The 20,942-nt window shown below is 42.2% G+C and carries 19 protein-coding genes; 16 read left to right on the top strand and 3 right to left on the bottom strand.

The genetic code is table 11. The annotated features are described in order from the left end of the window. Positions 1–43 precede the first annotated feature (43 nt). The 4 genes from NCCP133_RS03485 (at position 44) to NCCP133_RS03470 (ending at position 5,406) form a co-directional block, all read left to right on the top strand. A complete protein-coding gene (locus NCCP133_RS03485; protein ID WP_264803563.1) occupies positions 44–1,015 on the top strand; it encodes an NERD domain-containing protein in 972 nt (323 codons plus the stop codon). Then, positions 1,005–1,979 (top strand): diacylglycerol/lipid kinase family protein, encoded by a 975-nt coding sequence (locus NCCP133_RS03480; protein ID WP_264803562.1) that lies wholly within the window; start codon positions 1,005–1,007, stop codon positions 1,977–1,979. Before NCCP133_RS03485 ends, NCCP133_RS03480 begins: the two co-directional genes overlap by 11 nt. A gap of 16 nt (positions 1,980–1,995) precedes the next feature. After that, positions 1,996–4,155, top strand: a complete 2,160-nt coding sequence (gene pulA, locus NCCP133_RS03475; protein WP_264803561.1) for a type I pullulanase — start codon at positions 1,996–1,998, stop codon at positions 4,153–4,155. Between the two features lie 477 nt (positions 4,156–4,632). After that, the gene (locus NCCP133_RS03470) at positions 4,633–5,406 is read left to right on the top strand and encodes a phosphotransferase family protein (protein ID WP_264803560.1); all 774 of its coding nucleotides are present in this window, start codon (positions 4,633–4,635) and stop codon (positions 5,404–5,406) included. A 4-nt stretch (positions 5,407–5,410) separates the two neighbouring features. On the opposite strand, the gene NCCP133_RS03465 is transcribed toward NCCP133_RS03470, so the two are convergent. Beyond that, positions 5,411–5,689 carry a YtzH-like family protein gene (locus tag NCCP133_RS03465; RefSeq protein ID WP_264803559.1) on the bottom strand — a complete coding sequence of 93 codons (279 nt, stop codon included), beginning with the start codon at positions 5,687–5,689 and terminating at the stop codon, positions 5,411–5,413. A 233-nt stretch (positions 5,690–5,922) separates the two neighbouring features. On the opposite strand from NCCP133_RS03465, the gene trmB reads away from it, so the two are divergent. Beyond that, positions 5,923–6,561, top strand: a complete 639-nt coding sequence (gene trmB, locus NCCP133_RS03460) for a tRNA (guanosine(46)-N7)-methyltransferase TrmB (protein ID WP_264803558.1) — start codon at positions 5,923–5,925, stop codon at positions 6,559–6,561. Positions 6,562–6,675: 114 nt separating this feature from the next. Next, positions 6,676–7,521, top strand: coding sequence for a YtnP family quorum-quenching lactonase (locus NCCP133_RS03455; RefSeq protein WP_264803557.1), 846 nt, complete (start codon positions 6,676–6,678; stop codon positions 7,519–7,521). Between the two features lie 24 nt (positions 7,522–7,545). Here the strand turns inward: NCCP133_RS03455 and NCCP133_RS03450 are convergent, their stop codons facing one another. Next, positions 7,546–7,860: a PepSY domain-containing protein gene (locus NCCP133_RS03450; protein WP_264803556.1), complete on the bottom strand. Its 315-nt coding sequence runs from the start codon at positions 7,858–7,860 to the stop codon at positions 7,546–7,548. A gap of 274 nt (positions 7,861–8,134) precedes the next feature. On the opposite strand from NCCP133_RS03450, the gene NCCP133_RS03445 reads away from it, so the two are divergent. After that, a complete protein-coding gene (locus NCCP133_RS03445; protein WP_264803555.1) occupies positions 8,135–9,208 on the top strand; it encodes a M42 family metallopeptidase in 1,074 nt (357 codons plus the stop codon). A 52-nt stretch (positions 9,209–9,260) separates the two neighbouring features. Further along, on the top strand, positions 9,261–9,773 hold the full coding sequence (locus NCCP133_RS03440; protein WP_264803554.1) for a DUF84 family protein: 513 nt from the start codon (positions 9,261–9,263) through the stop codon (positions 9,771–9,773). Between the two features lie 106 nt (positions 9,774–9,879). Here NCCP133_RS03440 and NCCP133_RS03435 read toward each other — a convergent pair whose 3' ends face one another. After that, the gene (locus NCCP133_RS03435) at positions 9,880–10,326 is read right to left on the bottom strand and encodes a YtoQ family protein (RefSeq protein ID WP_264803553.1); all 447 of its coding nucleotides are present in this window, start codon (positions 10,324–10,326) and stop codon (positions 9,880–9,882) included. 162 nt (positions 10,327–10,488) lie between these two features. Between NCCP133_RS03435 and NCCP133_RS03430 the strand changes: the two genes are divergently transcribed. The 8 genes from NCCP133_RS03430 (at position 10,489) to murC (ending at position 20,925) form a co-directional block, all read left to right on the top strand. Next, positions 10,489–11,001 carry a hypothetical protein gene (locus NCCP133_RS03430; protein ID WP_264803552.1) on the top strand — a complete coding sequence of 171 codons (513 nt, stop codon included), beginning with the start codon at positions 10,489–10,491 and terminating at the stop codon, positions 10,999–11,001. 325 nt (positions 11,002–11,326) lie between these two features. Further along, positions 11,327–12,349: a PTS transporter subunit IIC gene (locus tag NCCP133_RS03425; RefSeq protein ID WP_264803551.1), complete on the top strand. Its 1,023-nt coding sequence runs from the start codon at positions 11,327–11,329 to the stop codon at positions 12,347–12,349. Continuing rightward, on the top strand, positions 12,346–12,663 hold the full coding sequence (locus NCCP133_RS03420; RefSeq protein WP_264803550.1) for a thioredoxin family protein: 318 nt from the start codon (positions 12,346–12,348) through the stop codon (positions 12,661–12,663). The genes NCCP133_RS03425 and NCCP133_RS03420 overlap by 4 nt, the downstream gene beginning before the upstream one ends. Before the next feature lie 94 nt (positions 12,664–12,757). After that, positions 12,758–13,558 carry a DUF1444 domain-containing protein gene (locus tag NCCP133_RS03415; protein ID WP_264803549.1) on the top strand — a complete coding sequence of 267 codons (801 nt, stop codon included), beginning with the start codon at positions 12,758–12,760 and terminating at the stop codon, positions 13,556–13,558. A gap of 431 nt (positions 13,559–13,989) precedes the next feature. Next, positions 13,990–17,313 carry a DNA translocase FtsK gene (locus NCCP133_RS03410; protein ID WP_264803548.1) on the top strand — a complete coding sequence of 1,108 codons (3,324 nt, stop codon included), beginning with the start codon at positions 13,990–13,992 and terminating at the stop codon, positions 17,311–17,313. Positions 17,314–17,478: 165 nt separating this feature from the next. Then, a complete protein-coding gene (locus NCCP133_RS03405; RefSeq protein ID WP_264803547.1) occupies positions 17,479–18,576 on the top strand; it encodes a nicotinate phosphoribosyltransferase in 1,098 nt (365 codons plus the stop codon). Positions 18,577–18,625: 49 nt separating this feature from the next. After that, positions 18,626–19,285, top strand: a complete 660-nt coding sequence (locus NCCP133_RS03400; RefSeq protein ID WP_264803546.1) for a hypothetical protein — start codon at positions 18,626–18,628, stop codon at positions 19,283–19,285. Between the two features lie 344 nt (positions 19,286–19,629). After that, on the top strand, positions 19,630–20,925 hold the full coding sequence (gene murC, locus NCCP133_RS03395; RefSeq protein WP_264803545.1) for a UDP-N-acetylmuramate--L-alanine ligase: 1,296 nt from the start codon (positions 19,630–19,632) through the stop codon (positions 20,923–20,925). The last annotated feature ends 17 nt before the right edge of the window (positions 20,926–20,942 follow it).

Raw genomic sequence — 20,942 nt, 5'->3', positions numbered from 1 at the left:
TAGCAGATAGATAGAAGTTTTTACGAAAGCAGGGCTAGGAGAAATGGGACAGTTAATTAAATTGCAGGATTATGTTTCACGTTATGAACAGGATATTTTTATCTATCCTTCCCGTTTTGTCAGACTGAAGAAACAGCAGTGGGGTAAGTGGCATCATGCATGGGAATCAAAGGAAAGCTCCATCTTCGAGCCGGAGGACCAGTTTTCAGGCAGCAGCGGCTGGACTGATGAAGAAAAAGAACCTCTTATGGATAAATTAAAGAGTTTCTTAAAGCGGGAAAAAAATGAAGAAGAATTGAGCCCGCAGGTGTTTCAACAGAAAGAAGAAGCAGAGGATGCTCTTGATTTTAAAGCTTCTTTTTCAGTGCGTCCGGAGACGCTCGACACCTTAAAGCATCAATTTCTGGATCAGCTCTTCCGTTTTCAAATGAAGTGGGCCACGTCGACTCTAACAGAAAAATCCTTTCCTGATAAACGATACTATTATGATGAAAAACTTAAATATTTTCTGCAAAGGTTTCCGGATACTTATCTTACTTTGTACAATCCTATTTTTTTGCTGAAGCAGGCACCAGTAGAAACAGAATCCATATTGATAAGCCCGACGGAAGCTTGGTGCATCAGTTTTTTGGAGGCAGAGGATTTAGCAGTGTTTTCAGGATCTAAGGAACGGTTCTGGACCAAGAAAGGAACAGCGGGAGACAAGAAGATTCTTAACCCCTTGCTGGCGTTAAACAGGACAGAAAAGATTGTAAGCAAAGTTTTTGAGCTCCATGATATCGACTTGCCAATTCAAAAAGCCATACTGTGCAGAAATGGTTATATTGATTTTCCGACAGCTCCTTTTGATGTTCAATTTATAGAAAAGCGTAATTATCAGGACTGGTTCCAAAGTATGAGAAACCAGCGTTCCCCTCTCAAACATATGCAGCTAAAAGGAGCCCAGGCCCTTTTTCACTATTGCCAGACCACATCAGTAAGGAGGCTGGAGTGGGAGAATGCGGATGATCAATAATAACAATGCTGCAGCCAATAAAAGCTCTGTCATTTTTATTATCAATCCGCAGGCAAAGAATGGAAATTGCCAAAAAGTCTGGCTAAAGGTAAAACAGGTCCTGGAGCATGAAAGCATCTCATATTCAGCCTGCTTTACAGAATATCCCGGGCATGCTAAAGAACAAGCCAGAGCTTTTGCTGAAGCAGCTAAGGGGCAGCGATTGGATCTGATAGCGGTCGGAGGCGACGGAACTCTTCATGAAGTTGTGAATGGGAGCGCCTTGTATCCAAATGTGAATATTGCCTTTATCCCGGGAGGATCAGGGAATGATTTTTCCCGTGGCTTCGGAGTTCCAAAAAAACCTGTAAGTGCTCTAAATGAAATTCTAAAAGGAGTTGATTACAGGCCGGTCAAAACGGATATTGGCGTCATAAGACACACAGGAGATAAAGAAACATATTTTATAAATAACATGGGTGCTGGATTCGATGCCCAAGTTGCTGAAAAGGTTAACAGTTCAAAAGTCAAAGGGCTTTTAAATCATTTTTCACTCGGCAAATTTGTTTATGTCTTTTTTCTGGTAAGAGAGCTGTTTACCTATAAATGTTCAAATCTTGAAATCGAGATTGACGGGAAGAAGCATTCCTTTGGATCGGCATGGTTTGTTACTTTATCCAACCAGCCCTTTTATGGAGGCGGAATGAAGATTTCCCCTGACGCAAATCCTTTTGACGGAATTCTAAATCTTACGGTTGTCCACAATATATCAAAGGTAAAGCTATTATTTGTCTTTGCAACTGTCTTTAAAGGGAAGCATGTTGCCTTTGAAGAGGTGGCTGTACTAGAGGGAAAGGAGATAACCATCCGTTCTTCGCATTCTATCCCGGCCCATGCTGATGGGGAACTTTTGGGGACTACCCCGATGAGTGTTTCAGTATGCGAAAATGCTCTTTCTGTTATCTTGAAAAAGAAGGGGAAGTAAAGGAGATGAGCTCAAAATGATATCAATAGAACGGAATTATTATGCCTATTTAGATGAAATGCACATCATTACGATCTTACTTCCTTTCCAATACCATCAAGGACGATCATCAAGGTTTAATCTGCTGGCAGGTGCGGAAGAAATTCCGATGAAGATATTGGCTAGCCTGCCGATTGAGGAGGCCATTAAATATACCTGCCGGATTGATCAGGAGCTGGCACTGGGAAAACAGTACTGGGTAGTGGATGAATATGGTGAGAAAACGGATTTGCAAATGGGGGCCGTCATCCGAACCGAGCAATTCGACAGGAACTATTTTTATGAGGGTCCCCTGGGCTTCTCCTATTCCAAAGAAAAGACTGTTTTTAGGCTCTGGGCACCCACTGCCACAAAAGTGAAGCTTAAGCTGAAAGTAAATTTAAAGGAAGAAGCTCAAACAGTCGAGATGGCCAGAGGGGAAAAAGGAGTTTGGAGCAGTGAAATACCTGGTGATCTTGACCGGTATTATTACACTTATCTCGTTTGTGTGAACCTTGAATGGAGAGAAGCGGTGGATCCTTATGCTATTTCCGTTGCGGTCAATGGCGAATACGGAGCTATAGTCGATTTGGAAAGCACCAAAATAGGCAAGCCTGAACTCCAGCCAATTCTTCAGCCAACGGATGCAATCATTTATGAAACGCATATACGGGACTTTACGATCCATTCCGGAAGCGGAGCAAAAAGAAAAGGATTGTACCTTGGAGCCGGTGAGGGAGGTACGATGGGGAGAGATAGAAAGCCGACTGGACTTTCCTATGTAAAACAACTTGGAATCACCCATATTGAACTTCTGCCTTTCCATGATTTCGAAGGAGTGGATGAGATGGGTCCAAAGTCCGATTATAACTGGGGCTACAACCCTTTGCATTTTAATGCACCAGAAGGCAGCTACTCATCCGATCCCAGTGATCCTTATTCCAGGATACGGGAGTTAAAAGCCATGATTCATTCTATTCATTCCGAGGGGATAAGGGTAATTATGGACGTGGTATATAATCATGTCTATATCCGGGAAGAATCTTCTTTTGAGAAAATCGTGCCTGGCTATTATTTTCGCCACAACGAATTTGGAATGCCTTCCAACGGAACAGGAGTCGGAAATGATTTTGCATCGGAACGCCTAATGGCCAGGAAGTTTGTTCTTGATTCCGTGGAGTTTTGGATGAAGGAATACTATGTTGATGGATTCAGGTTCGATTTAATGGGTATACTCGATATCGAAACCATGAACCGTATACGGAAAGTGGCAGATTCAATAGATCCAACTTCGGTTATTATAGGGGAAGGCTGGGATTTGAATACTCCAATCCCAGATGACCAAAAAGCAAGCATCCGCAATCAGGAAAAGCTTCCGGGGATTGGGCAGTTTAATGACTATTTTCGGGATTCCATAAAGGGCAGCACATTTAATTTGTATGATAAGGGGTATGCATTAGGGAATGACCATTATTATGAAGCTGCAAAAAAGGTGCTCGCTGGCAGCATTGGCCTTGAAAAAAAAGAAAAGGGCATTTTCAGTTCTCCTTCGCAATCTGTAAATTATGTGGAATCACATGACAATCATACTCTATGGGATAAAATTCTCGTGTGCACCGAGGGATTGGATGAAACGATTCAGCAAAGAAAACACCGTTTGGCGACAGCTATGGTTCTCCTTGCACAGGGGATTCCTTTTCTGCATAGCGGCCAGGAATTTTTCAGGACTAAAAGGGGCAATGGAAATAGCTACCGCGCCCCGGATTCCATTAATAAGCTGGATTGGGAGCGGAAAATCCAATTTTCGGATCATGTGGAATATATAAGAGGAATTATTGAAATAAGGAAAAACATACCTCTTTTCAGGCTTTCCAGTGCTGATTCAATCCGGAAATCCATTTGCTTTCTTAATATAAAGAGGCCGCTTATTGGATTTGTTCTGATTAGTTCCGACGGAAAAGCAGAATGGAAAAGGGCTGCAGTATTGCTAAATCCGACTTCGGCCAAAGAGGTGATTCCTCTGCCGGAGGGGGTGTGGGAAATTTTTGCAAATCATGAAAAAGCCGGTTCTATGTCAATAGGGAGAGCTTCCAAAAATCTAACCGTAATGCCTGTAAGTTCATATGTGTTAGTTTGCAGGGAGGAGGTCCAAGATTAGACCGCCTTCCTGGCGATGTTATTCCTATATAAAAAATACTGAAGAAATAAGCCGGATTTTTCTCTATTTTTTGGCTAATATTCCGGAAACCTAAATAGATGCACTTGACGAAAAAAGCCAGTAAGAATAAAATTTATAAAGATGGCTATTGTGAGAAACTTGAATCAATAGCGCTTTTTTTATTTTAAGATATCAATCTGTGCCTATCAAAGAGGCAGTCTCTTATAAAACGCATCCGGCTATTTACCTGTGAGGTATAGATGCTTGATTTGATTTATGGGGTTAACAGGCATGATATAGACGTATGAAAACCGTGAATATAACCTTTAATGTATATGGGCTTTAGCTTATTTTGGATAGAATACTCTTTTTCTGCGATTCGTCTTGAAGAATAGTGTGAGTGATAAAAAACGGGGCTTATGTTTATCAACTATAGCTGTTTAATAAAATGGCTTACTAGATTGCAGGTGAACAATTTTGGAACATTTATTTGGACATGACTGGGAGATTGTTCCCGCCGGAGGTGCGACGGGAGAAGCTTTTTATGCCCAGCATGAAGAGCAAAGGCTATTTTTAAAACGAAACTCCTCGCCATTTCTGGCTGTTCTGTCTGCTGAAGGGATTGTCCCAAAGCTGGTGTGGACGAAAAGGATGGAGAATGGAGATGTCATTACAGCACAGCAATGGTTAAATGGCAGAGAACTGAAAGCTTCCGATATGAACCAGGAAAGCATTGCAAAGCTGCTGAAAAAAATTCATTCCTCCAAGCCTTTGCTGGGGATGCTGACGAGACTGGGAAAGTCTCCGCTTCAGCCTGAAACATTATTGCATATGGTTGAGGAGGAACTGGATTCCGATTTAAAACAGAAAAGGGCGGTCATTCAATCGATTGAATTCCTTAAGAGAGAGATCGCAAATATCCAGTGTGAGGAAATGACAGTTTGCCATTGCGATGTGAATCATAACAACTGGCTGCTTTCAGAAAACAACCAGCTGTACTTGATTGACTGGGATGGGGCTATGATTGCCGATCCGGCCATTGATTTAGGAATGCTGTTATATTGGTATATCCCAAAGGAAGAATGGCCAAATTGGGTAGAGCGTTATGGAATCGAATTAACAGATGACTTGATGCTCCGAATGAAATGGTATGTGATCGCTCAAACACTAACTTCGATCCAATGGCATAAGAGCAAACTTAGATACCAGGAAATGGACAAGTGGATTTTCTATTTGGATGAGCTCTTATAAAAGCTCAGGAAAACTGATCAATGTCATGAACCCATTGTGATAATTCATTCTGATGTGATTCAATGTGATTATCCAATTGGGAAGAATTAATGCCATGCTGGCTGTACTCATAAATTTCTTCTAATACTGTTTTTACATTTTGATTAATATGGCCATTGACCATTAGAGACTTCACCAATCGTTCCAATTGTTCACATTCTGATATAGAGCCACAGCAATCCGTCTGATGATTGCTTAATATATCCTTTAATAAATTTAATTGGTCTTGCTGTCTAAGCGGCATCAAAAACACCCTTTCTTCCTGAATCTGAAGATATAAAACAAAAGGAATTCACCTCTAGGTTGTGGATTCCTTTTTTCATTTATTCATGGAGACAAATGCAAATTATAGGTTCAGCAGCTAATTGGTTAAACTATAAGAAGTATTCTATGGAAAATCAATGCCGCAAAATAAAGTTGCATCACTGCAATTTGCATGATATTGTTTGAACGATATTAATTTTTGGGAGTGTCAATATGCGACAGCGAAATAAACCTTGGGCTAAAGACAAATTAGCCGAATATCCTCAATATGTAATTTCTGAACCTGAAACATATAAAGGAAAGTGGCATGAAGCATTCGATAAGAGCCAGCCGCTTCATATTGAGATTGGAACCGGTAAGGGACGCTTTATTACTGGAATGGCAAAAGCGAATCCGGATATCAACTACATTGGGATTGAACTGGCTGAAAGTGTTATTGTTACAGCTCTTGACCGGATCATTGAGGAGGAATTGCCTAACATAAAGCTTTTGAATGTAAACGCCAATGATCTTCGGGACTACTTTGATAAAGGCGAGGTTGACCGCGTTTATCTCAACTTTTCCGATCCTTGGCCGAAAAAACGCCACGCAAAACGCAGGCTGACATACAGAACCTTCCTGGAAATATATAAGGATATCCTGGTGGATAAAGGAGAAATTCACTTTAAAACCGATAACCGGGGCTTATTCGAATCCTCTCTGATGAGCTTCTCGGATTACGGCATGCTTCTGACATTTGTCAGCCTTGACCTGCATAGCAGCGATTTCGAAGGAAACATCATGACAGAATATGAAGAGAAGTTTTCAGCAAAAGGAAGCCGCATCTACCGGTGTGAAGTGCAATATAGATAGTTTTAAGTCTATCCATTTGGGTAGGCTTTTTTTGACTGAATAATTTCAAATATTTCAACAAGTAAACGATTAAGTGTTACTATAAAATAAAATAGAAAATTGGAGGAGATAATCATGGAAAAATTGGAACTGAAAAACATAAAGCTTACCTGGCTTCGCGGGGGAGTTACATATCTAGATGGCGGGGCTATGTTTGGAGTAGTGCCCAAACCACTATGGTCAAAAAAATACCCGTGCAATGAGACAAATCAAATTGAATTAAGATCTGACCCGATTTTAATACAAGCTGCCGGGAAAAATATTCTTTTGGAATCCGGGTTGGGCAATGGAAAATTGAATGAAAAGCAGAAGCGCAATTTTGGAGCTCTTGAAGAATCATACGTTATACAGGATTTGGCTGAACTTGGCCTTACTCCTGAGGATATTGATTATATTCTTATGACACATCTTCATTTTGACCATGCTTGCGGACTGACAAAGCCTGCGGAGGAGGGATTTGCTTCTGTATTCACGAATGCAAAAATAATTGCTTCAGCAGTGGAATGGGAAGAAATGAGAAATCCAAACATCCGTTCAAGGAATACATACTGGAAAGAAAACTGGGAAGCGATCCAAAATCAGGTAGAAGCCTTTGAAGGAGAATGGACGCTTGGCCCAATTAAGATGGTTCACACCGGCGGCCATAGTGATGGCCATTCCATCCTTGTGATCGAAGATGAGGGCGAGACGATAATCCATATGGCGGATATTATGCCGACGCATGCCCACCAGAATGTATTATGGGTATTGGCTTATGATGATTACCCGATGGATTCCATCAGCGCTAAACAAGAATGGATGGAATATGGATTGAAAAATAATGCCTGGTTCACTTTTTACCACGATGCATTTTACCGTGCTGTCAAATGGGATGAGACAGGGAAAAGTTTATCGGATCAATTGGAAAGGAAAGAAAGTTAAAAAAATCCCCATAAGGGGATTTTTTTAATGGAGTGGATAAACGTCCAATATCGTTCCGGTCCCGGCATCCGCAATAAACTCATATTGCTCAGCCTCTTCCCCGGAAAATCTAGAAATGCCGCCTCTATAGACTTGATATTTCAAATGTCCTTTCTCATAAGGCTCTGCTTTCATTTGAATCCACGAACCGCTTATGGGTCCTTCCTGTTTGAACGATTCTTTTGCATTCGCCAAAGCTCTTTCCGGAGAAACAGATGTCTTTTGCGACAGAAGTTCCCTTGCAGCATACCCGCTGGCAATACCGACTCCGACACCAAACATAAATGATTTCCAGTTCATAATTGCACCTCCCAAGGCGGATGATAAAAAAGCAGATTCCAAAATGATTTTAAAAGTTCGATTAAATGTTTCCAACTCTATCTTACCAAAAAAAAGCTGACACTAAAATAAATAACCTATTGCCTTAAGTAAAACTTAAGAAAATCCAATTACGCAAATTTAGATTACCGAAGTTCACTTTTTTGAAATGGTGGCAAGACGTAAGAAAGTTCTGTAAAATAAAATAATACATATTCTCACAGCCGATTTTGGCACGTGTTAAAGGAGCAGAAAAATGAACGAAAAAACATTGAAGCTTTTTAAAATGTTGACTGAATTGCCGGGAGCACCCGGAAACGAACATTTAGTGCGGAATTTTATGCGGGAACAAATCAGCCAGTATGCCGATGAGGTCGTTCAGGACAAGCTTGGAGGCATCTTTGGCGTAAAAAGAGGCGATGAGAACGGCCCGGCTGTGATGGTGGCAGGTCACATGGACGAAGTGGGATTCATGGTAACCTCTATCACGGATAATGGAATGATCCGTTTTCAGACACTTGGCGGCTGGTGGAGCCAGGTTTTGCTTGCACAAAGAGTCCAGATTAGTACGGATAATGGCCCAGTTACTGGTGTAATTGGATCTATCCCTCCCCACCTTTTAAATGAGGCAAAGCGAAGCAAGCCGATGGAATTGAAGAACATGCTGATTGATATCGGTGCAGACGACCGTGAAGATGCCAAAAAAATCGGCATCAAGCCGGGCCAGCAAATACTCCCGATCTGTCCGTTTACCCCAATGGCAAATCAAAAGAAACTATTGGCTAAGGCATGGGATAACCGTTATGGCTGCGGTTTAGCAGTGGAACTATTGGAAGAAGTTCAGAGTGAAACTTTGCCGAATATCCTATATTCAGGAGCAACTGTCCAGGAGGAAGTGGGCTTAAGAGGTGCGCAAACAGCAGCGAATATGATCAACCCAGATATTTTCTTTGCTTTGGATGCAAGCCCCGCTAACGATATGACTGGCGATAAGAATGAATTTGGCCATCTGGGAAAAGGAGCCCTTCTCCGAATCCTGGACCGCTCAATGGTCACACACCGCGGAATGAGAGAATTTGTTCTGGATACAGCCGAAAAGCACAATATTCCATATCAGTATTTCGTTTCGCAGGGCGGAACCGATGCCGGAAAAGTGCATATTTCCAATGAAGGAGTTCCAAGTGCGGTGATTGGCATTTGTTCCCGCTATATCCATACACATGCTTCCATTGTGCATGTAGATGACTACGCAGCGGCAAAAGAGCTTCTCGTAAAGCTTGTAAAATCATGTGACCGCACCACTGTAGATACAATTCGCCAAAACAGCTAATTTTTTTAGAGACAGCTCTGCTGTCTCTTTTTCCGTTAAGAAAGGAGCAGTTATGAAAATCATCATTGGTTCAAAAAATCCAGCCAAAATCCTGGCGGTGGAAAGAGGATTTAGCGGATATGAAGCCGAAGTCATTTCGAAAAATGTGCCATCAGGCGTAAGCGACCAGCCTTTTTCTGATGAAGAAACAATCAAAGGGGCCATAAACAGAGCTTTCGCGGCTCTTGAAGCAGCTGGCGGCCATATTGGGATTGGCTTGGAAGGCGGGGTACAGCAAACAGATTATGGGCTTTTTCTATGCAACTGGGGTGCTCTAATTGAAGATGGGAAACCACCTATTATTGGCGGAGGAGCAAGAATACCGCTTCCGAAAGAAGTTTCCTTAAGGCTTCTTGCCGGCGAAGAGCTGGGACCTGTAATGGATAATTATGCCGAAAAAGCTAATATCCGCAAAAATGAAGGGGCAGTCGGGATCTTTACGAATGGGCAAGTGAATCGTGCAGAAATGTTCTCGCACGTTATGCAATTGCTGATCGGGCAATATGAATATGGAAAAAGGGGCTAGCCGCTAGGCTGCCCCATTCTTTAAAAGATAAGGAAGTATAATGTTAAACGGCGATAACTATCTAGCGGGACGACTCCCCCTTAATGGGCAGGCCGCTTGCACTTTTCTACTCAGTTTCATAGATGTAGGATAGCACTTTTAATGCCTGGTTAACGGTTTCAACTGTTACATTTGCCTTGCTTGAAAGTTCTTTTAATGGGTGATGGAGCTCTTTTGGACGGATAAGGATCAGCGGCTTGCCAAGTGTGAGGGCCGCACTTGCATCCATTGCGGTATTCCACTGTTTATATTTTTCTCCGAATAATGCGATCACAAGATCTGACTTTTGCATAAGAAGCTGTGTCCTTAAATTATTAATGCTTGAAGCAGCCTCATCCCGGAAGATCGCATCTGTCTGTTTACCCAGAATTTCTTCCCCAATCATATCGGAACGGTCGTGGTTTTCCATAGGACCTGTAAAATGAACAGGCAGCTGAAGGGATTTTGCTTTTTCTTTTAATTCATCGCGCCAGTTGGAGTGAATTTCACCCGCTAAATAGACGGTAATTTCCATTCCTTTTTCCTCCTTTATGCATGATTCTTATATTTTAACATTTCTGCTAAGAAGTAACGCACTGAAAAGGCTCTCATTTCCAATATGGAGGGTTGTCAGACTATTAAGAAGAAATGTATGATAAGAAAGGATGATCGATTTCCTGGCAAGGGGGACTTTAGTATGAAAAGAAAAATGACTGCAGCCTTGCTCTTGTTTATTTCTGTTATACTGCTCAGTGCTTGTTCAGCATCATTGGAGGAAGAGCAAACCGCCGCAAAGAATGCTGCAGAGGAAGCATTCAATAAAACACCTGAAAAGACTAATCACAAGAATGAAGATATAGAGTATTATTTGCCTTTCGGAGTGGAAGTGAAAGAGGAAAGCCCTAATAATATCATTTTAAAAAATGGTTCCAAGACGTATATCCTCTTTTACAATCCGCACGAAGGCACGGACAGCCAAGTTGTCTACGATGCTACATTACAGCAGAAAAAAGAATATGAAGTGAATGAAACCTATACGAAAGATGGGCATAGGGGCTTTCTATTAATCAACAATGGAAATAAAGACGAAAATGAATTGGTCGCCGGCATCGGTGGTGTAAAAATATCAACGCAATCCAAAACGAAACATTTATCATCTGATGCTGCCACCATGATGGAAATCATTAATTCCGTCAAGGTGAAGAAATAAAAACGAACGAAGGGCATTGCCCTTCGTTTTTTTATAATATCAGAATTTATATCCTTTTGAATTAGATAACTGTCTAGCTTCAGGCGCATTACGCTTTTCTTATGTTCGTTTATCTGTAACAAGTGAGATATGAATAAAAGGCTGTGTTTCAAAGTCCTGCGAGAGTGCAGAGATGAACATGCCAATTAACAGATTAAATAAAATGAATATAGTATCATAGAATACCCTCTTGAATACAACAATAAGAATAGAAAAAATATGTATAACAAGTGTCTTGACATGTGTTATCTTTATAGATGAAAAAAGTATACATAGGGGGACAATAATGAAAGCCTTTCTGGATAGAAAAGGGGTATCTCTTTCAGCTAAAGTTTATTTTATTGATGCGCTAAGCAGCATGGCCTTAGGTCTTTTTGCTTCGCTGATCATTGGGCTGATCATTAAAACAATCGGAGATCAATTCAATTGGGCGTATCTGACTGAGATGGGTGTACTGGCAATGGGGCTAATGGGTCCTGCGATTGGAGTAGCAGTCGCCTATGGTTTGAAAGCTCCGCCGCTTGTTGTATTTTCGGCAATTGCAAGCGGGGCTGCTGGGGCCGCACTAGGCGGGCCAGCCGGGAGTTTTATTGCTGCACTCATCTCTACAGAAATTGGTAAGCTCGTCAGCAAAGAGACTAAAGTTGATATCATTGTGACCCCGCTTGTCACGATTGCATCTGGTTATGTTATTGCAACAGCCATTGGCCCAGGTATTGATTATGGAATGAAGAGCTTTGGCAGCCTGATCATGTGGGGCACTGAACAAAGGCCTATCATAATGGGAGTGATTGTTGCTGTATTAATGGGATTAGCACTAACAGCTCCCATCTCTTCGGCGGCAATTGCACTTATGCTGGATCTTCATGGGCTTGCCGCAGGTGCTGCAACCATTGGCTGTGCGGCACAAATGGTCGGATTTGCTGTAAGTAGCTTTAGGGAAAATAAAATCGGCGGGTTTATTGCTCTTGGCATTGGGACTTCTATGCTTCAAGTTGCCAATATTATCAGGAATCCGCGAATTCTCATTCCCCCAACCCTGGCTGGGGCGATTCTTGCACCTTTCGGAACAACTCTATGGCTGATGGAAAACAACGCAGCCGGAGCGGGCATGGGAACAAGCGGACTTGTCGGCCAGATTATGACTTTTACAACGATGGGATTTGGGTCAGATATTTTAATAAAAGTGATTGTATTGCATTTTATTGGACCTGCTCTAATTAGCTTGATAATATCTGAATATATGAGGAAAAAGGGATGGATCCAGTACGGAGACATGAAAATCAATACAGGGGGAGAAAGTAAATGAGAAAGTTAGAATCATTGGAGCAATTTAACGAGCTGCGCAGCAAAGGAAGGCATCTCTTTATGTTTTCAGCTGATTGGTGTCCGGACTGCAGGGTAATTGATCCAATCATGCCAGATGTAGAAGCAAAATTCAGTGATTACAATTTTATATATGTAGACCGTGATCAATTCATTGATCTTTGCATTGAACTGGATGTGTATGGCATCCCAAGCTTTATCGGCTATAAGGATGGCCAGGAGCTGGGCCGCTTTGTCAGCAAAGACCGCAAAACACAGGAAGAAATTGAGAACTTCATTGGGACTCTTGAAAAATAAGCAGAGCTTGCACCCTTTTTCGTCTCTTTTGAGAAAGAGGGTTTTTTAGTGTAAAATGTTATTCGGAATCAATCCCCATAAGGAGGGGCTTATTATGAAAATGGACAGCAAAAAAATGAAGAATGAATTGGAAAAGCGGCTGTCAAAGGATCATCGCACTTTCTCCTTTGACAGGGAGAAAGACCAGCTCCGCATTGAAAATACAGAGACTGGAAAAGGAATTACGATTTCCCTTCCAGGCATTATTGCCAAATGGCAGGAACAAAAAGAAAAGGCAATTGACGAAGTCGTTTATTATGTGGAAGAGGGATTGCAAGCAATGGTGAAAGATCCCCATTTGGCGGGGCATGAAAAAAATATTTTTCCTGTCATTCGTTCAACCTCTTTCCCTGGTGAATCACAGGAGGGTGTTCCGTTTTTAACGGATGACCATACTGCTGAAACACGAATCTATTACGCGCTGGACCTTGGCAAAACCTACCGGCTCATCGATCAGCAGCTAATGGAAAAAGAGGGCTGGGTTCCGGAGAGGATTAAAGAAACGGCCCTGTTTAATGTCCGTTCACTATCAACCGATATGAAGGCGGATAACGTCGCCGGCAATACCTTTTATTTTTTAAATAAAAATGATGGATATGATGCCAGCCGAATTCTGAACGAATCTTTTATAAAAGAAATGAAGCGGAAATTGGAAGGGGCGATGGCTGTAGCGGTTCCTCATCAGGATGTTCTGATTATTGCCGACATTAAAAACGAAACAGGCTATGACGTCCTTGCCCAAATGACCATGAGCTTTTTTGCAAGCGGCCGTGTGCCTATTACATCCTTATCATTCTTATATGAAGAAGGAGAATTTGAACCGATCTTTATTTTGGGAAAAAATAAAAAGAAGTAGCATTAGTGGATCACTAGAAGTGGTCCTTTTTCATTTTCTAAAGTACCTTTTGCCATTATGGAACCCAGACGAGTCCAGGTTTAAAACGGCGAGAAGCCGGGTAGCCGTTTGGGGGCTGGAAACTTTTAAGAACCTCCTCAGGTCCTAGTGTAAGATGGATATGCCTGTGGTTTTTGAAGGTTTTTATAGGAAATGATTATTTCAACGAATAGCTGCTCCCATCCGCAGGCAATAAGTCTTACAGAAAGCCCTATGAACCATTCATCAGAGATTGAGTCCAAAGTATGGCTTAAACCCTCCATTTGTTTGTAAATTTACCCATTCTGTCTTTAAATGGTCTCATTCTCGGTTTTATTATTCAAAAACCGTGAATACCTGATAAAATAAGAAAGATAGACGAATAAAGTTCTAAATAGAAAGAGTTGATATGAATGAGTTGGATCAAAAAGCTGTTCCACATGTTCAAAAATGATGAAGATGAATATGAGAATATAGAAGAATATGCTGACGAAGAGGTTAAGAATTTACAGCTGCCGCCATCCAAGAGTACCAAGGACAGCTCAAGGGACGTAGATGCAAAGGTGGTTTACCAATATCCGAAAGGGCAGTTCCGTTTTCCGGTAATCCCTGACAATGAGAGCGAACAGGAAAATGGGAGGCCGAGGCCTCGCCCACGTCCTGTTGAAAAACGAGAGCAGCCTGATAGAAAGCCAGAAAAGAGGCAGCCGCGCATGGCAGAAAGAGAGCAGCAGAGAAAGCCCGCAGCTCCAGTGACAAAAGAAGAGAGACCATTGACAAGGAATGAAAGAGAAGCTGCCAACAAGAAGAGGCCATTCCAGCCCACAGAAATACCGTCGCCCATTTATGGTTTTAAGAGACCAAGGCCAGGTGCTTCAATCAACAAGCCAGATCGGAAGGCTTCAGAATTTAAACCGAGTGAACTTACATACGATGAGGTTATGCGCAAAATCCAGCAGATGCCTCCTAAAAGGGCAAATGCCCCAGAAAACGTGAAAAGAGACATTGCGCAAGAAGAAACCATCTCAGAAAAGCTCGAAGCCTTCCACGCTCAGTCAGCTGCGTTGGAAACCGATAAGCCTAAAGCCATAAAGTATTTAATTGGCGAGGCTTCAAATTTAATGTTCGAAGTACCTGAAGAAAATAGCGAAACAGCCAAGCAAACTGAGTCAGATCAGACAGATGGGGAAGCGCCATTCGTGCCAGTATACAATGAACAAGATGAAATGGAGGCAGCCCATGAACATAAAAGCTCCTCAAAGGCTAATATAAGTGATTTGCTGGACTTTGCTCTTCAAGAAGAGGAAGTATCCAATGTTATTAAAGAGGGCGAGCAAGAAAAAAATTTAAGAGACAATGAGTTCACTGAACTTGAAGATGAAGCAAATGCAGCTGAATTTAAGATTCACTTTAAGCAAGCCGTTACGGATGTATTACGGCCAAGTTTTGAAGAGGAAAGACATGGGCGTTCAGCTGAACACGGCCAAAAGGCAGAATTCAACAGTATTATGGATGAATCTTCAGAAAAAAGCGGTGAAATGAAACAAGAATCAAATCGGGAGGATTTAGAGCTTGCGCCCGTAATTGAAGAAACCAGTGAAGGGAATCTGGAATTTGATTCGAAGGAAGTATTGCAGGTAACCCCTGAAATGGATAAGACAGTAATGCAGGAGGAAGCTGGAGCTTTTGATAAAGAACAGCCTGATTCCGAGGTCATCCAGAAAGCCCAAGCAGAATTTGAATTATGCGAAGAAGCTATGCCTCAGGCTACTAGCGGTACTCACCTTCCGGCAGATTCCATAGTACAAGCAAGTCCTGAACCGAGTGATCTCGGAGCCGATGCTGCAAACGCTGAACAGTTACAGGCTAAAAGCTCAGAAGTGTCCGAAGCGGTGCAAAAGCAGGAATCAGCTTTTTTGGAATCTGAAAAGGAATCATTCGAAGATTCAAAGCCAGCCGCCAAGGTTCCAGGAGAGAAGATGACTTCAAGCAGGGGCCATATACCGTTCAATGTCATCATGCTAAACAATGATAGAAAAAAACTAAACCATCAAAGGCAGTTAGAGAAACCGGCAGAAACGATAACAAAAAGTGAAGAAGAACAGCAAAAAAAAAATAAAGTCGCCAGATTCCCTTTAGAGAATATCCAGCAAACAGCTGCAGGGGTTGAAATTGCTGAGGACCACAGAAATGTTGACAGCGCATCAAGCCAAACAGCTGAACCGGTACAGCATCCTGCTTCACAAAATCATCAATTACCTGAAACGGACGGTCTCAAAGTGATCACCCAAAAGGAAGAATATGAAATCTCTTATTACGCGTTTCCTTCCAAAACACTGCTGACGCCCCCTGTAATCAAGGATGAGAATTCCGATTGGCTGTATGAGCAGGAGCAAATGCTGAACTCCACATTGAAGAATTTCAATGTCAGGGCCAGGGTTGTCAATGTAACACAAGGTCCATCTGTTACGAGATTTGAGGTACAGCCGGAACCAGGTGTGAAAGTGAACAAAATTACGAATCTTTCAGATGACATTAAGCTTAGCCTTGCTGCAAAAGACATACGGATTGAAGCGCCGATTCCAGGCAAGCATACAATTGGGATCGAAGTACCGAACCAAAGCAGCCGTCCCGTCTTGATCAGCGAGATTATCAACACTTCAGAATTTCAAAATAGTGAATCGCCTTTAACAGCTATCTTGGGTCTTGATATATCAGGAATGCCGATTGTTACTGACTTAAGAAAAATGCCGCACGGATTGATTGCAGGCGCGACCGGTTCTGGAAAAAGCGTATGCATTAATACGATCCTTGTGAGCTTGCTTTATAAGGCAAGCCCTGATGAATTAAAACTGCTGCTAATTGATCCGAAAATGGTTGAGCTTGCGCCTTTTAACCGGATTCCCCATCTGGTCAGCCCTGTTATTACAGATGTCAAGGCGGCTACAGCTGCTTTAAAGTGGGCTGTAGAAGAGATGGAGCGCAGATATGAATTATTCGCCCATGCAGGCGTCAGAGATATAAACCGTTTTAATGAATTGGCAGAGGAGCATAAACGCTATTCGGAAAAACTGCCATTTATGGTAATTGTAATTGATGAGCTTGCAGACTTAATGATGATGTCTCCTGCAGATGTGGAGGAAGCGATTTGCCGGATTGCCCAGAAAGCCAGGGCGTGCGGCATCCACCTTATTATTGCAACCCAGCGCCCATCTGTAGATGTTATTACCGGACTGATAAAAGCAAATGTTCCAACGAGAATTGCGTTTTCAGTCTCATCTCAGGTTGATTCAAGAACCATAATCGATATAGGCGGAGCAGAAAAGCTCCTGGGCCGAGGAGACATGCTATTTCTTGAAAATGGATCGTCCAAACCAGTCCGCCTCCAGGGAACATTCGTATCGGACAGTGAAATTGACGACGTTGTAGCCCATGTTCGCAGGGAGGGCGATCCGGACTATTTATTTGAACAGGAAGAGCTCTTAAAGAAAGCCCAAATTGTTGAAGAAGAGGATGAGCTATTTTTTGAAGCATGCGAGTACGTAGTGGATCAGGGAGCAACTTCGACTTCCAGCCTGCAAAGAAGGTTCAAAATTGGCTATAACAGGGCAGCACGATTGATTGATATGATGGAGAAGCAGGGATTTATTTCTGAGAATAGAGGCAGTAAGCCAAGAGATGTCCTGATTACCCAAGCAGACCTCGAATCTTTACAAGACACTAGTACATTAAATTAATACATGGTATTCTTTACTTGCATGTTAAAAACAATAGAAATAATAACATTGATAAACTAAGAAAGCTATTTAAAGCTGGCGGCTGCCGGCTTTAAGGCCTGCTCCCTTGCTAATCCAAGTCAGCAGGCTTTCTGCTTTCTTTAATATTTGTAAGGAGCCTTAGGAATGAAAGAAATTGAAATGAAGGTAAAAGGGGAAATAAAACGTCTGACAAACCAGACATTTAAATTTGATGAACGTGTAAGAGATGGCTGGTTTTCAGCAGTTTATTTTCTCAAGACCAGGGAAATTGTAAAGAAACACCATGAAGAAAAAGTCGTAACGATGCAATTCTTCCAGAAGAACCAAGCCGTTTTATGCGGGACTGATGAAGTGATTGCCCTTCTCAAAACATTTGCAGATCGTCCAGATGATCTGGAGATTAACTCTTTAAAAGATGGCGATAAGATTTCTCCGTTTGAAACAGTCCTGACGATTACCGGAAGATATCAGGATTTCGGTTATTTGGAGGGCATCATAGATGGAATCCTGGCCAGAAGAACTTCAGTCGCAACGAATGTATATAATGTGGTTAAAGCGGCAGGTGCTTCAGGGATTCAAAAGCAGGTCATTTTTATGGGAGACCGTGATGACCACTTTATTACCCAGGCCGGAGACGGATACGCAGCTTTTATTGGCGGCGCGACTGCCCAGGCTACACATGCTATGAACGAATGGTGGGGAAAAAAAGGCATGGGAACGATGCCGCACGCACTAATCCAAATGTTCGAGGGCGACATCGTAGCAGCTACAAAAGCTTATCACGAAACGTTCCCTGAAGATGAACTGGTAGCCTTGGCTGATTATAATAATGATGCAATCACGGATTCATTGAAAGCTGCAAGGGCGTTTGGAAACACTCTAAAGGGTGTCCGGATAGATACTTCAAGAACTATGATTGATCAGTATTTCCTAAGGAACCAGCATCTGCTTGGAACATTTGATCCTCGAGGCGTAAATGCCGAGCTGATCTATGCCTTAAGAAAAGCCTTGGATGATGAAGGCTTTCACCATGTGAAAATTGTGGTAAGCGGTGGCTTTACCGAGTCTCGGATTCGTGAATTTGAAGAGCGGGGAGTTCCAGTAGATACGTATGGAGTCGGAAGCAGCCTCTTGAGGATCACAACGGGATTCACAGGCGATAATGTTATGATAGATGGAAAGCATGCTGCAAAGGCTGGCCGTCGCTATCGGCCGAACCCCCGTCTTGAAAAAGTGGAATAATTGATCAGCGCACTAATACCTATTAACAAACAAGTAAGGAGCATCCTGGATGGATATGGACGGCTCAATTTTGGATTTTAAGTCTTACCGTGAGGCTAAGCAGCTGCAGGGAGAGAAAATTGCTGTACAGTTACATAAAGGAGCCATGGTTTATACAGAACGGACTGCAAATATCAGGGAGAAGGTTCGGGCAAAATATCTTTTTCGAAAAGCGCTCGGCCTTCAGCCTGAAATACTGTTTACGCCATTGCAATCGGAAGTATTTCAGAATTGGCTTCTGTTTGATTATAAAACCATACAAGGCTCAACCATGTTCAGCCTTTTTTTGAAAAACAATTCCCGGAAGCTTTCAGAGCCTGACTTAATCCAAGGGGCTCTGTTTTTAACATCTGCAATAGAGCCGGTAAGGATCATAAGCAATGACCATAAAGTGATTACTGTGGCAGGAGCAGAAGATCAGCGGCCATTCCGTATGAGGCAAAGTGATTTGCCTGACTTGCTGCCTGGCCAATGGTTTTTCATTCGAAAAATTCCGATTCAGATTTATGACTTGGCGGTAGGTCCCATACTGTCTGTTAAGGATCCGCTGACTGTAGAGGAAATGCTAGAAGCTTATTCCGAGGCAAAAGTCAAATATCCTGAATTAACGTGGAGATCTTTTCTAAAAACAAATGTTTTATATTTTTTATCGCAGTCTAACGGGCAGTAAGACCCCCACTTCAAGACTTCAGAAGGAATTGAAGGAGGAATAGCGGGAGTCCAACTGCCCGTAAAGGCCCGATTGGTTCAACTAACAATTAGCGGGAATAAAGCCCCCGCTAATTGAAGTTTCACTTTATTTAGGGAATAGTCAACTGGCAATACGTTACATAGATTTTTATAAATAAATAATGTTATAATGATTCAATACATTAAAGTGTGTGTTCAACAAAGAGGACAATTGAACATCTTGCTGGCACAGTCAGTGGAGCATGTCCTATTAGGGGATATGCGCAAATCTAGATATATGTCATATACTGTTTTACAGATATACGATGGTTGGAGGTTCTTTATATGACTATTTACCATTTCGTCGGTATTAAGGGGTCTGGAATGAGTGCGTTGGCGCAAGTTCTGCATGATATGAACTATCAGGTTCAGGGCTCCGATTATGAGAAACACTTTTTTACTCAGGTGGCCCTTGAAAAATCAGGAATAAAGATCCTTCCCTTTCAAAAGGAAAATATAAAGCCGGGCATGACAGTAATCGCTGGGAATGCCTATCCGGACACGCATGAAGAGATTGTTGAAGCAATGAAACTTGGCTTGCCTATTGTGCGTTATCATCGTTTTTTAGGTGACTTTATGAAAAGGTTCACGAGCATCGCGGTTACAGGTGCACATGGAAAAACGTCTACTACAGGTTTGCTTGCACATGTTATGAGGGGCGCAAAACCAACTTCATTCCTTATTGGAGACGGAACGGGCAAAGGGGACGAAGAAGCGGAGTATTTTGTATTCGAAGCTTGTGAGTACAGAAGGCATTTCCTTTCGTATTTCCCTGATTATGCGATCATGACAAATATTGATTTTGATCATCCTGATTACTTTGCCAACATTGATGATGTTTTCTCTGCCTTTCAGGAGATGTCATGGCAGGTGAATAAGGGGATTTTTGCGTGCGGTGACGACGAACAGCTGCAAAAAATCCAGGCTAAAGTGCCAGTTGTATTTTACGGTTTTGGGGAAGACAATGATTTCCAGGCACGCAATGTGGTTAAAACAACGGAAGGGACGACATTTGATGTGTTCGTCCGCAACACCTTCTATGAAACATTCTCTATTCCGGCATATGGGGACCATAATGTCTTAAACTCCCTGGCTGTCATAGCAATTTGCCATTACGAAGAAATAGAGGCAAAGATTGTTCAGGGGCACCTTCTCTCTTTTGAAGGTGTTAAAAGAAGATTCTCGGAAAAGGCTGTGGGGTCACAAGTCATTATTGATGACTACGCCCATCATCCGACAGAGATAAAGGCTACAGTAGAGGCAGCGAGACAAAAATATCCAGAAAAGGAAGTCGTAGCTATATTCCAGCCGCATACTTTTACGAGAACTCAAGCATTTTTGGATGATTTTGCTGCAAGCCTTAATTTGGCTGACAAAGTCTATCTGTGCGAAATTTTCGGCTCTGCCCGTGAGAACCATGGAAAACTTACGATCGATGATTTAAAGGCTAAAATACCAGATGCAGAGATTTTGAACGAAGAAGAAACAGCTGTATTAAAAAAACATGAAGACAGTGTGATTATGTTTATGGGTGCCGGCGATATTCAAAAGTTCCAGAAGGCATATGAAAACCAGCTATAATAATAAAAGGATGCGCC

Origin of the sequence: Cytobacillus sp. NCCP-133 (assembly GCF_026011715.1) — a bacterium.
Lineage (GTDB): Bacteria > Bacillota > Bacilli > Bacillales > Cytobacillaceae > Cytobacillus.
The sequence above is the reverse complement of the archived record's forward strand: the minus strand, read 5'-3'. Positions and strand labels throughout refer to the sequence as shown.